This is a genomic window from Alteromonas sp. S015, from assembly GCF_036864485.1.
Classification (GTDB): Bacteria; Pseudomonadota; Gammaproteobacteria; order Enterobacterales; family Alteromonadaceae; genus Alteromonas.
Genome location: NZ_JAZETO010000001.1, coordinates 426519 through 441306 on the forward strand (window position 1 = coordinate 426519; position 14788 = coordinate 441306).

Annotated in this window: 9 protein-coding genes; 5 read left to right on the forward strand and 4 right to left on the reverse strand. The window is 44.3% G+C overall.

The features are described from left to right. Positions 1–14: 14 nt before the first annotated feature. The 4 genes from V7R42_RS01780 to seqA form a co-directional block, all read right to left on the reverse strand. Positions 15–1319: a putative bifunctional diguanylate cyclase/phosphodiesterase gene (locus tag V7R42_RS01780; RefSeq protein WP_334018530.1), complete on the reverse strand. Its 1305-nt coding sequence runs from the start codon at positions 1317–1319 to the stop codon at positions 15–17. A 297-nt stretch (positions 1320–1616) separates the two neighbouring features. After that, entirely contained in the window at positions 1617–4094 is a 2478-nt protein-coding gene (locus tag V7R42_RS01785; protein WP_334018531.1) for a glycogen/starch/alpha-glucan phosphorylase, read from the reverse strand. 218 nt (positions 4095–4312) lie between these two features. After that, on the reverse strand, positions 4313–5965 hold the full coding sequence (pgm, locus tag V7R42_RS01790) for a phosphoglucomutase (alpha-D-glucose-1,6-bisphosphate-dependent) (RefSeq protein WP_334018532.1): 1653 nt from the start codon (positions 5963–5965) through the stop codon (positions 4313–4315). Between the two features lie 46 nt (positions 5966–6011). Continuing rightward, on the reverse strand, positions 6012–6779 hold the full coding sequence (gene seqA, locus V7R42_RS01795; protein WP_334018533.1) for a replication initiation negative regulator SeqA: 768 nt from the start codon (positions 6777–6779) through the stop codon (positions 6012–6014). A 486-nt stretch (positions 6780–7265) separates the two neighbouring features. Between seqA and V7R42_RS01800 the strand changes: the two genes are divergently transcribed. The 5 genes from V7R42_RS01800 to V7R42_RS01820 all read left to right on the forward strand — a co-directional run bounded on the left by V7R42_RS01800 (position 7266) and on the right by V7R42_RS01820 (position 14781). Beyond that, positions 7266–8213, forward strand: coding sequence for an AAA family ATPase (locus V7R42_RS01800; protein ID WP_334018534.1), 948 nt, complete (start codon positions 7266–7268; stop codon positions 8211–8213). A gap of 36 nt (positions 8214–8249) precedes the next feature. After that, complete coding sequence (locus tag V7R42_RS01805) at positions 8250–9383, forward strand: DUF58 domain-containing protein (protein ID WP_334018535.1); 1134 nt, start codon at positions 8250–8252, stop codon at positions 9381–9383. Then, positions 9380–11446, forward strand: a complete 2067-nt coding sequence (locus V7R42_RS01810; RefSeq protein ID WP_334018536.1) for a transglutaminase family protein — start codon at positions 9380–9382, stop codon at positions 11444–11446. Before V7R42_RS01805 ends, V7R42_RS01810 begins: the two co-directional genes overlap by 4 nt. A gap of 444 nt (positions 11447–11890) precedes the next feature. After that, positions 11891–12739, forward strand: coding sequence for a formate/nitrite transporter family protein (locus tag V7R42_RS01815; RefSeq protein WP_334018537.1), 849 nt, complete (start codon positions 11891–11893; stop codon positions 12737–12739). Positions 12740–12864: 125 nt separating this feature from the next. Continuing rightward, positions 12865–14781 (forward strand): protein kinase domain-containing protein, encoded by a 1917-nt coding sequence (locus V7R42_RS01820; protein ID WP_334018538.1) that lies wholly within the window; start codon positions 12865–12867, stop codon positions 14779–14781. The last annotated feature ends 7 nt before the right edge of the window (positions 14782–14788 follow it).

Consider the following 14788-nt stretch of genomic DNA (forward strand, 5'->3'; position numbering starts at 1 on the left):
TCTTATCGAGGTAGCTAAGCCTGAACGCGTCTTGGAGAATTGCCAATAATTATCTCCTGTTGTGTAAGTTGAACAAAATCATCAAATGGAACGGCGCGAGAAAATAGATATCCCTGCCCTTGTGTAATGCCAATTTCCCGAAGAATGTGAAGCTGTTCTATCGTTTCTATACCCTCGGCTACTACACAGCACCCCTTAGCATGCCCTATCACTTTCGCCGCCTCTATAATGGCGCGATTAACAGGGTGCGCCTCAAGTTCCATCACAAAGGACTTATCTATTTTCAGTGCATCCAATTCCAAATCTCGAATATAGGCAAGATTTGAATAGCCTTTACCAAAATCATCCACAGAAATAGACACTCCTAAGCTTCGCAGATCATCTAACTGCTTTTTCACCATAAGTGAATTCGATAAAGCTACATCTTCTGTAAGCTCTAGTTCAATAAACGACAAAGGTATGGCGTATGAAAGGCTTAACATGGTTAGCGTAGGAAGTAATTGATTGTCGTAAAGCTGCGTCGGTGAAATGTTAACAGACAAAACAATCGGGACTTTCAATACATCTAATTCAGCGAGTGCCCTAAACGCTTGTTCTAGCGTCCAGTAGCCAAGTTCACTCATCATATTATAAGATTCAGCCGCTTCGATAAGTGGACCAGGGAACAATACGCCGTCAAGAGGGTGATTCCAGCGAAGCAAGCACTCAGCCCCCACAACTTCTAACGTTGTCAGGTTAACTTTAGGTTGATAGTAAAGTTCTAGTTCATTTTGCGCTAATGCACGCTTTAAATCGGCTTTTAACGCCAGACTTCTGCCGGTATCGGTTTTGTCTGATTTGGTCAACGCAAAGTAGTTTTCGTATTTGTTTTCTTTAGCCTGCTTCAACGCTGTTTCCGCACGAGAAACAAAGGTAGTAATATCAAAATCGAGCCTACTACTGCATACCACGCCTACGTTAAAGTCTGCGATAAAAGCCGTACCATCGTAATGCATAGGTGTTTTGAAATGTTCGACTAAGCGCTCGAACATTTGTCGCATAACCACATCGTTACTTTCATTGGGAAAAACAATACCGAAAACATCACCACTGATACGCCCAATTGATATTACGGGTCCAAAAAGGAGCTGAATACGGTTAGCTATTTCAAGTAAAAAACGATCGCCTATGTGAATGCCCAAACTGGTTGTCACATCAGAAAAACGCACCACATCGACCAACATCAATGAAATAGAAGCGCAACGGGACGCTTGCTTTGAAATGCTATCGATAAATGCATAGCGATTGGGAATGGTTGCCAGTGATGTGTGTTGGCTCATGATGTTTTCCTTGAGCTTCACGCTTCGAGGTACAAAAAACAACTAGTTATATATAAAACCATGGTGCTACGTAAGGCGCAATGACAGTAACGTATTATTTTGCATACCGTCATATACTTTTGTACAGAACGGGCCTAAAATTGAACAAAAACATAGCTATAGCACCTATTACTAAGGTATTAACAGCAAACTATGCCACATTTTGAAGCGACTAATATACAAAGAAGACGCTTTTCGAGAGTAATAAAAAACCCGGCGAGTGTACCACTGCCGGGCTATTTCTTTACGGTTCTGCGATTAGCTTTCAATCTTACACGGTGAAAGTTTCCAAACGCGTTCTACGTAGTCACGAATTGAACGATCTGAGGTAAATTTACCCATCTTCGCTGTATTGATGATGGCCATTTCCGCCCAACGCTCTTTGTCGCGGTATGCAGCATCCACTGCGATTTGTGCATCAGAATAAGCACGGAAATCTGCAAGCACCATGTACGGGTCACCGTTATCAAGTAAGCTTTGCTTAATTGACACCAATGCACCTGGTTTACCTGGCGTAAAGTAATCCGTTTCTAACCAATCCAGCACAGCTTTAATTTCTGGATCTTTATAGTAGTAGTCATGTGGGTTATAGCCATTCGCTTTAAGCTCGTTCACTTCTTCTACTGTAAGTCCGAAGATAAAGATGTTGTCATCACCCACTTCTTCAGCAATTTCAACGTTTGCACCATCAAGTGTACCAATAGTTACCGCACCGTTCAGTGCAAGCTTCATATTACCGGTTCCTGATGCCTCTTTACCTGCCGTACTGATTTGCTCAGATACGTCTGCCGCTGGAATCATTTTTTCAGCGAGTGATACACGGTAGTTTGGTAAGAATGCTACTTTAATCTTGTTATTTACGCGCGGATCATTGTTGATCTTATCGGCGACCTTGTTGATGGCGAAGATAATATCTTTCGCAAGCTTGTAGCCCGGCGCTGCTTTTGCACCAAATATAAATACACGCGGGTGCATATCGTAATCAGGGTTTTCAAGTATACGACGGTACAGTGCCATAATATTCAGAAGCGCTAAGTGTTGACGCTTATACTCGTGCAAACGCTTAATCTGCACATCGAAAATGGCGTTAACGTCTACTTCAATATCAAGTGACTTGCGAATTTCCTCTGCTAGCAACTCTTTGTTCTCAAGCTTCACTTTCATGAACTGCTTCTGGAACGTTTTATTGCTCGCAAATTTAGCTAACCCCTGCAGTTTGTCTAAGTCGCGCGGCCAGTCTTCACCAATCTTTTTATCGATTAGCTTAGACAGCGCTGGGTTACACGCTTTCAACCAGCGGCGTGGCGTAATACCGTTGGTTACGTTAGTTAGCTTACCTGGATACAGTTCATCGAACTCTGGGAACAGAGACGACTTAACAAGACGAGAGTGCATTTCTGCCACACCGTTAACAGCAAATGAACCGATTACCGACAGGTGGCCCATACGAACCATCTTCTCGTTACCTTCTTCAATGATTGAAAGCTTAGCTTTCATGGCATTGTCACCAGGCCACTTCTTATCAACCTCAGCCATAAAGCGGTGGTTAATCTCATAAATGATTTCTAGATGACGAGGAAGGATCTTTTCAATCATGCGCGCAGGCCACTTCTCGAGTGCCTCTGGCAGCAAGGTGTGGTTGGTATATGCAAATACTTTTGTACAAATCCCCCACGCTTCATCCCAACCAAGCTCTGCGCGGTCAACAAGAATGCGCATTAGCTCTGGTATAGAAATAGCTGGGTGCGTGTCGTTAAGCTGAATGACAACCTGGTCGGCAAAGCGGCTCCAATCGTCGCCATGGGCACGCTTGTAGCGACGGATAATGTCTTTAAGGGAGCACGAGCAGAAGAAGTACTGTTGAATAAGGCGAAGCTCTTTACCCGCTTCGGTTTCATCGTTTGGATAAAGTACTTTTGAAATGGTTTCAGCTGATACATTTTCACGCTGTGCATCAACATAACCACCAGCATTGAATACGTCCCAATTGAAGTAGTCAGACGCTTCTGACTGCCACAACCGCAATACGTTTACGGTTTTACCTTCGTAGCCTACAACCGGAATGTCCCACGGCACACCTTTAACAATTGAGCCAGGGTGCCACTCTTTTAGCACTCGTCCGTTGTCGCCGTATTTAGTCTCTACATAGCCGTAAAGCGAGACTTCTTGAATAGATTCTGGACGGCATATTTCCCATGGATTACCGTAGTCACGCCAGCTGTCTGGACGCTCGATTTGCGCACCGCTTTTAATTTCTTGGCGGAACAAACCGTGCTCGTAATGAATACCATAACCTATGGCAGGTAATTCCATTGTCGCTAGTGAGTCGATGAAGCAAGCCGCTAGTCGGCCAAGGCCACCATTACCTAGCGCCATATCAGGTTCTTCTTCAAGAATATCTGAAATTTCAACACCTAGCTCTTTCAACGCGCCACTCGCTACATCGAACAGGCCAAAGTTTTGTAAATTGTTTGAAAGCAAACGGCCCATTAGGAATTCAGCAGAGAAGTAATGAACGGCGCGGGTGTCGTTCAGGTAATGACTTTTCTGGGTTTTGCGCAACCCTTCAAGTACTTGTTCTTGAATTGCAGCACACGTTGCTTTCCACCAAGCGTGATTGTTTGCTTTGTTTTCGTCGGTGCCTAGCGTGCAGTGCAAGTGTTTGATAACCGCTGCTTTGAATGCAGCCTTATCGATCACTGGAGAGGGTTGCGTCTTGGTCGCTTTTGCGTTCATTTTGCGTCTCACTCTTAAGTAGAAGCGGTGTTTACACACCAAAAACGTAATTTAATTACAGAATAACTTCAGAATATGACAGCAATATAGCAGCGCTTAAACGATTATGTTGTAATTATTTTGTTAAAATAACAAAAAATCGCATGAATTCGTATGCACCCATGCAATTTTTAACAATAAATTTACAAAATGAAATTTAAAGTGATTTATTTTTGTGCTTATTTAATTATTTTTCCGACTAAGGCTTCGGCTTCAGCAATTAAATCCTGTAAGTGGCTTTCACCGCTAAAGCTTTCCGCATAGATTTTATAAATTTGTTCGGTGCCAGAAGGACGCGCTGCGAACCAGCCATTTTCTGTCGATACTTTAACGCCACCAATTGCCGCGTTATTACCTGGCGCATGGGTTTGAACGGCAATGATAGGCTCGCCCGCCAACGTATCGCTAGTGACGACAGATGCATCCATCGCCGAAAGCTTCTGCTTTTGTTCAAGGGTTGCTGCTACGTCAACACGGCTGTAAACCGGCGCTGCAAATTTTTCTGTTAGCGCTTTGTAGTGCTCGCCAGGATCTTTGCCTGTGATGGCTAGGATTTCAGCTGCCAGCAAACAAAGAATAAAGCCGTCTTTGTCTGTCGCCCAAGTGCTTCCATTACGTTCAAGGAAAATTCCACCAGCACTTTCTTCACCCGCAAAACCAATAGTGCTGTTTGATAAACCATCAACAAACCATTTAAAGCCTACCGGCATTTCAGCTAAAGGTTTACCTAAGCTGTTGGCTACGCGGTCAATCATGCTGCTAGACACCAGTGTTTTACCGATATTTAAATCGCTAGGCCACTCTGGACGGTGGGTATAAAGGTAGTTAATAGCCACGGCCAAATAATGGTTTGGGTTCATTAGGCCCGCACTTTTGCACACAATACCGTGACGATCGAAGTCAGGATCATTGCCCCAAGCTAAGTCAAAGTTATCTTTCAGCTCGATAAGCCCTGCCATCGCATAGGCAGACGAACAATCCATGCGAAGCTTACCGTCTTTGTCGCGGCGCATAAAACCAAACTGTGGGTCAACCGCGTCGTTAACAACGGTAATGTCCAAGCCATATTTATCTGCAATTCGCGACCAATAGCCTATGCCTGCACCACCTAATGGGTCAGTACCTAACTTCAAGTTAGCTTTTGCAATCGCTTCCATGTCGATAACGTTTGCAAGGTCTTCAATATAAGGTTCCATGAAGTCTTCTTCACGAACCAATTTGCGCACGGTAGCTTGACGAATATCGATACGCTTAACACTTTTATTGCCATCGGCAATTAATTCATTTGCGCGTTCTTGAATTTGTTTGGTTACATCACTATCGGCAGGCCCACCGTGAGGCGGGTTGTACTTAAATCCACCGTCTGAAGGAGGGTTATGAGAAGGCGTAATAACGATACCATCTGCCTTGTCGGTATTACCTGAGCGATTGTAGCGAATAATAGTACGTGAAATAACAGGTGTCGGCGTATAGCCCATGCTTTCATTGTCTGCGCGCTGCACGACAACATTGACACCGTTTGCACACAAAACTTCGATAGCGGTAATCATGGCAGGCTCAGATAACGCGTGGGTATCTTTACCAACGAACAGCGGACCGTCGATACCTTCTTGTTTACGATACTCTACCAATGCTTGGCAAATTGCACTGATGTGGGTGTCGGTAAACGTAGCATTGGAAGCTGTACCTCTGTGACCTGACGTGCCAAAAGAGACCGCTTGACCCGGGTCATTCATATCCGGTTTATAGCTGTAATACTGACTCACTAACTGGGGTACGTTAATGAGTTGCTCTTTTGCTGCATGCTGTCCAGCCTGCGGATGTAATGCCATGAAAAAATCCTTATTTAGAAGTTTCGTTGTTCTATACCTTGGCTTGCTATTTACCTTCTGAAGAGAAACGCGCAATCACGGTTTCAATAACATCGGGTTGATAGCCTAAGTTACGCAAAACGTGTTCCAGCATATTTGTTTTCTTGGCAGTATTGTTATTTGTTACCACCCAGAACGGGCTATCAGGGATAGCTTTAGGATTAGTACTGCTGCCGTTTTCCAGCAATGCCGCCTTACTTGTCGCAAAGTACGTACGGTTTTTACCTTTTATACTTTCAACACGAGTAAAGTTTTCTGCATTAAGCTTGTGCGCTGCACTTAAAACAAACAAAAACTGATCAACACGTTTGGTAAATGTGCCCAGTGCATCTTTCGATACCGTATCAAGAATATCGCGTTTCTCGTGGGTCTCACTTGACGGCGTTGAAGAAGTAGCTTCCGAGCCTTTTTTAGCCGCACTCGCAGGCGTCACCTTGGCTGTTGCTTTCTTCGCTACGGCTTTTGGCGCTACTTTTTTTGCTGAACTGGCTGTCGCTTTAGTAGGCGCTTTGGTTTGTACTTTAGGCGCCACTTGAGTTTCAACTTCGGGTGTTGATTCACTTGCGTTATCTGCGGTTTCTACAACGTCTGTACTTTTTGGTTCGCTTGTTTTTACAGATGTAGATGAAACCCCACCAGATTGGACACCATGGGACACGGCACCGTCTTCAGGCAAAAGTAAACGTCTTAAAATTTGTGATGCACTCTCACCAATATGCTTCGTTTGGCTGGCGATGAAGGCATATAAATCGTCATCTATTTCAATGCTTTTCATAACTACTTCCTTTTTAAGAGGCACCATTATAGACAACACAGATAAACTACGCAGCACTTAATAACAGATGTTTTGCGGAATCTATGCAGATTCAGCGATAAAGTGTTTTATCCGTATCCATAACCGCATCACATTTGTAACGAATAATGTCTGTCTAAACCATTCTCTTTTTGACAAAATTGACATAGTTCAAGCACTGAAATTTACCTATAAAAAGGCGCGAGACGAACCAGTGAAACGCTAATATACCTGCGTATGAAATTTAACAGGCAATTCAATAGAAAGCCTTTCACTATCGTTGCTATTATTAAGAAGTAGTGGTCTTTGAAGCTCCGCGTAGTCGGCACTCGTTACCGTTCGCTAACCATGTAAACTAGAACATGAACTCAGACAACAGTGCGTATCATCCTTAGAAAAGCCTTAATCGCTTTCTCACTGTTTAATACGTAGTGTGACAGAGTAAACTTAAACTTAAGTGACAATTATATGCGCCAAGATATCATTAATGTACAGCGGGCTCTTAGTAATAAAATTATTGGTAAAGATCACCAGTTAAAACTCGCGATAACCTGTTTACTTGCCAATGGCCACTTATTAATTGAAGACTTACCGGGAATGGGTAAAACCACCCTTTCCCATGCACTTTCCCAAGTTTTTGGCCTACAATATTCTCGCATTCAATTTACTTCTGACTTGCTCCCATCAGATATGTTAGGCGTAAACATTTTTCATAGTCATGAACAAGACGAGGCAAAGCGCTTTTCGTTTAGACACGGCCCTATTTTTAGCCAAGTCGTGTTAGCGGACGAGCTAAACAGAGCCAGCCCCAAAACGCAGAGCGCCCTGTTAGAGGCGATGGAAGAGCGGCAAGTGAGTATAGATGGTGTTACCCACGCCCTGCCCTCTCCATTTTTTGTTATTGCGACACAAAACCCAAGCTATCAATCGGGCACTTACCCCTTGCCAGAGTCCCAACTCGACCGGTTCTTTATGCGTATTTCTTTAGGCTATCCAGCGTGGGAAGCAGAAAAAGCCATGCTGTTGCAACAGGATACATCAGCACCGCTTGCACAAATACTGAATGAGGAGAATTTGCGCGGGATGCAACGAGAGGTCGCCGCGATTCATACCAGCGATGCCATCATTCATTACATACTAAGATTGGTAAGTGAGAGTCGAGAAAGTAATGATTACCCTAACCCGCTATCGCCAAGAGCCAGCAGAGCGATACTCCAAGGTGCTAAAGCCTGGGCCTTTGTTTCCGGAAAATCGTATGTTACTCCCGAAGATGTGCAGGCCGTATTCGTGGCCATTACCGCTCATAGGCTCACATTGTCTTCACACCAGTTGACACACAGGCAGCAAACCCATGCTTTTGACGGTGAAAAACTAAGCCAGAAATTACTTGATAGTATTGACCCACTGGCAGCCTAGCATTCATGAATTACCGGAGCGCTAAACGTGCCTAGAATGCCAGCTTCAGTTTTGAATTACTTACAGCGTAGGCTATTGAGGTGGTTAGACAGGCGAGTTCCGGCGTCTCACGAACACCACCTCAACTTAAACAGTATTTTTATATTGCCCAGCGGTTTCGGTTGGTCTTTTATTATTTTATCGCTGTGTTTGTTTTTACTTGGCACTAACTACCAAAACAACTTGATGTTACTGCTTAGCTACTTGTGCTTAAGCATTATGTTGTTAACGCTGTTTTATACTCATCAAAACTTTGCGCGTTTAGCGCTTAAAGCGGCTCCCCCACGTTCGTTTCACTGTAACTTACAGGGTGAATTGCAGATTCAGGTTATCCCTCACGCGGCAAGGCCGACGAAAACCTGCAATGGTGTATTAGCGATAAAGTGGCTAAATACAGTGCGCTCCATGGAAACCGCTGTTCATGCTAGCAATGAAGACACCTCAGTGGATCAGCAGACGTACAGCTTTTCTTTAAACGACAATGAAGTTGCGGAAACAAAACAAACGCAAACCCTCAGCGTGCCTCTTCAAATACCAGTACGGGGCCGATTTGCACTTGGACGACTAACCATTGCATGCGATTTTCCGCTGGGATTATACAAATGCTGGACCCATCTCGATTTTAACCAACAGGTCACTGTCTACGCAAAACCTCAAGAAGGCCCGGTCACTATCGATAAGGTTGCCAGTTCTAATGAGTCAGATAGCGTCAGTCAGGTTAACGATCTTACAAGTAACGAAGACTTCTATGCGTTAAACGATTATGAAATTGGACAGCCCCTTAACCGAGTGTCGTGGAAGCATGTGGCTAGAAACGGAAACTGGGTTTCAAAATCCTTCACTTCATTTCAAAGCGATAGTGTTGTTATTTCAATTCCATCCAGTACTGATATTGAAACGGCCATCTCTGCACTAACCTATGCGACTATATCTTGGACGGCCGCAGAGCGCGTTTTTGGAATACAGTACAAAGGGCTTAACATTGCCCCTGATCATGGGGAAATGCATATGCACGAATGTCTTAGTGCACTGGCTTGTTTGAATTCGCATTCATCACAGGCGTCGCCAGCATCAAATAAAACGGCTTCAATATTCTCGATAAAGAGTGAAAGTACGAGGTCTATGAAATGAACGCCATTTCACTAAGCCGTTTTTCACGATTAACCGTTTTTAAGAGGGTGTTTAGCCAACCAAAGTCTGTGGCTGTGCTTATGCTCTGCATAGCATTCTCTTTCATTCTTTTTACACTTACCACACCGCTTATGACATGGGTGCTCATGCTTGGTGGATGCGCAGTGATAGTGAGGACGGCAGGCCTTAGTGCGTTAAACAGTTTACCGACATCACGTACGGTTAACTTACTGGCGATATTGGCAGTGTTCGCATTATCGTGGTTTGGCTTTTCAGTCGGATTGCTTGATAGCATGATCAATTTGTTAACGGTCGCGTGTGCTCTTAAAATCATGCTGGTAGAGAAAAAACGAGACTTTCACTTGGTTATTTGTACCTGTTTATTCTTAATCGGCTGTGGATTTATTTCGTCACTAAGCGTGTTTGCATGGATTGGCTATACTGGAATATTGGCCCTGCTCCTTTCCGCAACTGCCATATATCATGGCGCAGGTATACCCAAAACAAAAAGTATAAAGTTCGTAACCGTGCTTATCGTTCAGGCTTTTCCTATCGCGCTGCTACTGTTCTTGCTGCTGCCCCAACTTCCTCCGCTTTGGCAAATGCCCATGTCTAAATCAACTGAAACGGGGCTTTCTGATACAGTGACGCCAGGTGATATCGCATCGCTAGCAAGTTCGTCTGAGTTGGCTTTCAGCGCCACATTTAAAAGCGAAGAAGAAGTCCCCGATGCATCGTCCAGGTATTGGCGCGCTATGACCTTAGAACATTTTGACGGGAAAACCTGGTCTATTAGCGACAAACGCAAACAGGCAGAGCAGCAGCTAGCTTACATGGGCAAGTCGTCACCATTGTCAGTGTTAGCCGAGGAAGACTCACTTGAAGTGATAAACTATGAACTTATCGTGGAGCCCACACAGCAAACGTGGCTATTTGCGTTAGCGCCTTCGACACCCAACAACATCAAAAACAGTATTTTCGTAAGAAGTCTTTTTGATTTTACATTACAGGCGAATAACCCAATTTCCAGTAAGAAAGCGTTTTATCTGCGCTACTATTCAACAGCTCAAATTACGAGTGCAATAGAAAATTTTGAAGCGCAATTGAACCTACAAGTTTCCATGAATGGAAACCCACGAGCCAGAGCATGGGGACAGACTCTGACAAAGCAGTATTCGAGTGCACAGCACATTGTTAACGCAATAATGCGTGAATTCAATCAAAGAGGCTTCCAATACACCCTATCGCCGAACGCCATGCCTACCGACCCCATAGACCGATTTTTATTCGAAGAACGCTCAGGTTTTTGTGCCCATTACGCAGGCGCCATGGTGTACGTGCTTCGCGCCGCTGGAGTCCCCGCAAGAATGGTAACAGGCTATCAGGGCGGAAGCGCGCTGAATGACAATGTGCTTCAAGTAAGGCAGTACGACGCTCATGCGTGGGTGGAAGCGTTTATTGATGGTGTGTGGACGCGCCACGACCCCACAAGTATGGTGGCACCGTCACGCTTAACCTTGGGGCTAGAACATGCATTGGAAGAACTTGGTGAGTCTCGTCAAACCAGTATTTTGGGCGACCTGAGCAACGCTGCTATTTTTGCAACACTACACAGCTGGTTTCAACAGCTTGATTACTCATGGAGTAAATGGGTACTTGGCTTTGACAATACAGCGCAAACCAACATGCTTGAAGAATTACTAGGTTCGCTAACGCCGCAAAAAATGCGAGTCGTGTTTCTTTCCGCCATCGGCCTTATCGGTCTTATTTTAACTCTGTATTTCTTACCTGGAGCTAGCCGCAATACATTATCGCCTACGCACAATATTTTACTAAACGCGATAAAGCACGTAGAGGTGAAAACCGGAAAAGAAAGAGGGGTTAAAACCTTGTCTGCTTATCTGGCTGAGGTAACGCCTTTACTAAACGAAGACGCTGAGAAGGCATTAACGCTATTGTGTAACCAATTTGAGCACGAAAAATACGCCCCCAAAACACATGATGCAAAAGTTTACTCAACCATGAAGCATCAGCTAAAAATATTAAAAAACGCACTGAAGTAGGAACCCGTAAAAGCGATTGCACCTTAAACACTCACACTCCCCCCTTTTTAGTGCAGACTAAATGATAGTGACACGGTAAAAGTTTTTATCAACCCAATCATAGTTTCACTCAACCCTTTGTTTTTAAATAGCATTCTTAGTTCTTCCATACAGGTTTTGGTAATTGGCACTTTTTTAGCTTTGTATTAATGGATAACAAAAGTACGAGGGCGCTTACTTATAAAAGTATTAGTTGCCAGCGGGCTTTAAAGTACAAAGGCGTACACGTAAACAACGGTTTATTTGTTAGCTACTACAATGAATGAGTTTCGGACAAAGGCGTCCCCAGTTCTTTCTTACGAGAGCGCTGCGGACGCCTTTTTTTGATCTTCTACAACGCATTGAAACAGTGAACCACAACACACAACTGACAACTTATTAATAACGACAACGTGAGGTGAAACCATGGCTTATCTTCTCCCCGCTGAGTTTGCAACCAAGATGGTAGATGCAGGCGAAGCTAAAATTTATATGTCTACACGCGATACGCTAATACGTGCTTTTATGGCAGGTGCAATTCTGGCTCTGGCTGCTGTTTTTGCCATTACCATTGCCGTTCAAACCGGCGTATTTCTTCTTGGTGCCGTATTATTCCCGGTTGGCTTTTGTATGCTTTACCTTATGGGGTTTGACTTGTTAACCGGCGTGTTTGTACTCACTCCTCTCGCGTGGCTTGCACAGCGACCTGGTGTCACACCAAAGCAAATTCTACGTAATTGGGGATTGGTATTTTTAGGTAATTTTGGTGGCGCATTAACGGTTGCCTTTATGATGTCGTTTATTTTTACCATGGGGTATAACGTGGATGGCGGTGCCATTGCGACTAAGGTAGCCAGTATTGGTGAAGCCCGCACCTTGGGTTATGCAGAACACGGCGTTGCAGGCTGGTTCACCATTTTTATTCGCGGCATGCTGTGTAATTGGATGGTATCGTTAGGCGTAGTCGGTGCAATGATTTCAACTCACGTAAGTGGAAAAGTATTGGCTATGTGGATGCCTATTATGCTGTTTTTCTTTATGGGCTTTGAGCACTCGGTAGTCAACATGTTCCTTTTCCCATTTGGTCTTATTATGGGCGGTGACTTCTCTGTTATGGACTACTTCATCTGGAACGAGATCCCAACTGCACTTGGCAACCTCGTAGGTGGCCTCGCCTTTACTGGATTGACCCTATACACCACCCACGTTAAGACGCTACCAAAACGTACTATCCCTGTTGATAAAGCCGCTGCATCGCAAACGCTTCCTATTTAACTAAGGCAGTTATCTCGAAGCCATCATCACTTATATCTATAAAGCAAGTCATGATGGCTTTGTCCTCTCCATAGAGGTAACGAAGTGGTTACACGATTGAATATGCAGGTAAAAAGCAATTAAACATGAATGATCGAGCCGCGCTAAACACTTCAACTTATCCGCTACCTAATACGCTTAGTATAAGTGCATTTTCTACACCCGGCGTGAAGGCGATAAACCAAGATGCATATGCTTTTCATATTTCTGATGAACGAAATCAAAGCAGCATTTTTGTTATCGCTGACGGTGTGAGCAGCAGTACGGTTAGTCAGATTGCTAGTGACTTTGCTACCAGGCAGTTTATTAAACTGTTCAACATGACGCCGGAACAATGGCCTGTTAAGACGCGCGCTGAAACTATTATCAAAGAAATAAACGCGCTACTTTATGCCCGTACGCAGCGAAGCCCTTTTTGCTATACACCAGAAAAAGGTTATGTTTGCACGTTATCAATCGCAGTTGTTACGGGTAATCACTTAGAAGTTTTTCATGTGGGGGATTGTGAAATTCAGGTTGTTTCGGAGAACTTACAGTCTTCTATCTCGCTCACGAACCCTCACCGTCAAATATCGGAAACCGTGCCTTCACAGAATTACCTTACCAAAGCCTTAGGCGTTCAAGCGCACATAAACATCGACCATACGACGTTCACCCTGAACTCATCGAGTACGTTTTCACTAAGTAGCGATGGGGTTTATGAGTTTGTTTCGCTACCTACCATTCTAAAGAAAATTAATGATGCCGATACGCTTTGTGAAAACCAAGCTGCGCTAGTAGTACATGAGGCATTTACCAAAGGAAGCGATGACAACCTCACCTTACTTCTCGTAAAGATTCATGTTGTTGGCACTGATGGGCTCTGCGATCACAGTCACCCATCGAATGCTGACGTCTCAACGTTATCTACACCAAATTCATCTTTACTAAACAGATCATCGCGGGTCCAGCTGATAGCCAATTCTGAGAAATCTGAAACTGCGGTTAGACCCCCGATTAAGCAATCTGATAAACAAGTGTGCGAAGAGCTCGATACCACACACCTTACAACGGGTGATGAAGTTGATGGATTAAAGCTAGAACGACAGCTTTATACGTCGGCCCGAAGCCATGTCTTTATTGCCTCCAATTCATCTTCCAAAGCTAAGCACACAAACAACCCTGTAATTGTAAAGACACCGGCCACAGACTTTACCCAATCGCCAGAGATGCTAAATGGGTTCCTAATAGAAAGTTGGTTTTCGAGACGGATTAATTCGGCACATGTTATTAAAAGCCCCATGTTTACTGATCTGGGTTTACCGTACTCCCCTTCCGCTTTTTACAGCATCAGTGAATATGTGCAGGGTCAAACGCTAGCCCAATGGGCTGTTGATAACCCCACACCATCATTAGAGCAAGTTAGGAATATAATCGAGCAAGTGGGCAACGGCTTACAGGCTATGCACCGGCAGGGAATTCTTCACAGAGATATACGCCCCGACAATATTATTATTAGCGAACAGGGCCACTGCACTATTATCGACCTCGGTTCGGCAGCCTTAGCCGATGCCCCAAGCCTTTATAGTGACACACCTATTCCTGGCGCAGCGCTATTTGCAGCACCTGAGTACTTTTTAGGAAATGTAGGCACAGAGCGCTCTGATCTGTTCTCCTTAGCCGTACTTACCTACTTTCTTTTGTGCGGGCGTTATCCCTACCATACAAAACTCGCTCACTGTCGCACGTTAGCCCAGCAGAAAAAGCTAAAATACCAAACTGCAATAAACCCTAAACGGCCAATACCAAATTGGGTTGATAGTGCCCTGAAACGAGCCTTACATGTTAACCCTGATAAACGCTATTCGACATTATCTGAGTTTCTCTTTTCGCTTCGCTACCCAAATCCGTCACAACATACGGCGTACGAGCCGTTAGTAAAACGCCACCCTCTTTTTGTTTACAAGGTGCTAATACTGGCACTTATTCTCAGCAATCTAGCTACGCTCATTTTGTTTAATTAACCCTTTA

Excerpts from the sequence above, each read along its gene's own strand:
- seqA (WP_334018533.1), bottom strand. The coding sequence starts at position 6,779 with ATGAAAAGCATTGAAATAGATGACGATTTATATGCCTTCATCGCCAGC.
- V7R42_RS01785 (WP_334018531.1), bottom strand. The coding sequence starts at position 4,094 with ATGAACGCAAAAGCGACCAAGACGCAACCCTCTCCAGTGATCGATAAG.
- V7R42_RS01820 (WP_334018538.1), top strand. The coding sequence starts at position 12,865 with ATGAATGATCGAGCCGCGCTAAACACTTCAACTTATCCGCTACCTAAT.
- V7R42_RS01805 (WP_334018535.1), top strand. The coding sequence starts at position 8,250 with ATGCCAGCTTCAGTTTTGAATTACTTACAGCGTAGGCTATTGAGGTGG.
- V7R42_RS01780 (WP_334018530.1), bottom strand. The coding sequence starts at position 1,319 with ATGAGCCAACACACATCACTGGCAACCATTCCCAATCGCTATGCATTT.
- V7R42_RS01810 (WP_334018536.1), top strand. The coding sequence starts at position 9,380 with ATGAACGCCATTTCACTAAGCCGTTTTTCACGATTAACCGTTTTTAAG.
- pgm (WP_334018532.1), bottom strand. The coding sequence starts at position 5,965 with ATGGCATTACATCCGCAGGCTGGACAGCATGCAGCAAAAGAGCAACTC.
- V7R42_RS01800 (WP_334018534.1), top strand. The coding sequence starts at position 7,266 with ATGCGCCAAGATATCATTAATGTACAGCGGGCTCTTAGTAATAAAATT.
- V7R42_RS01815 (WP_334018537.1), top strand. The coding sequence starts at position 11,891 with ATGGCTTATCTTCTCCCCGCTGAGTTTGCAACCAAGATGGTAGATGCA.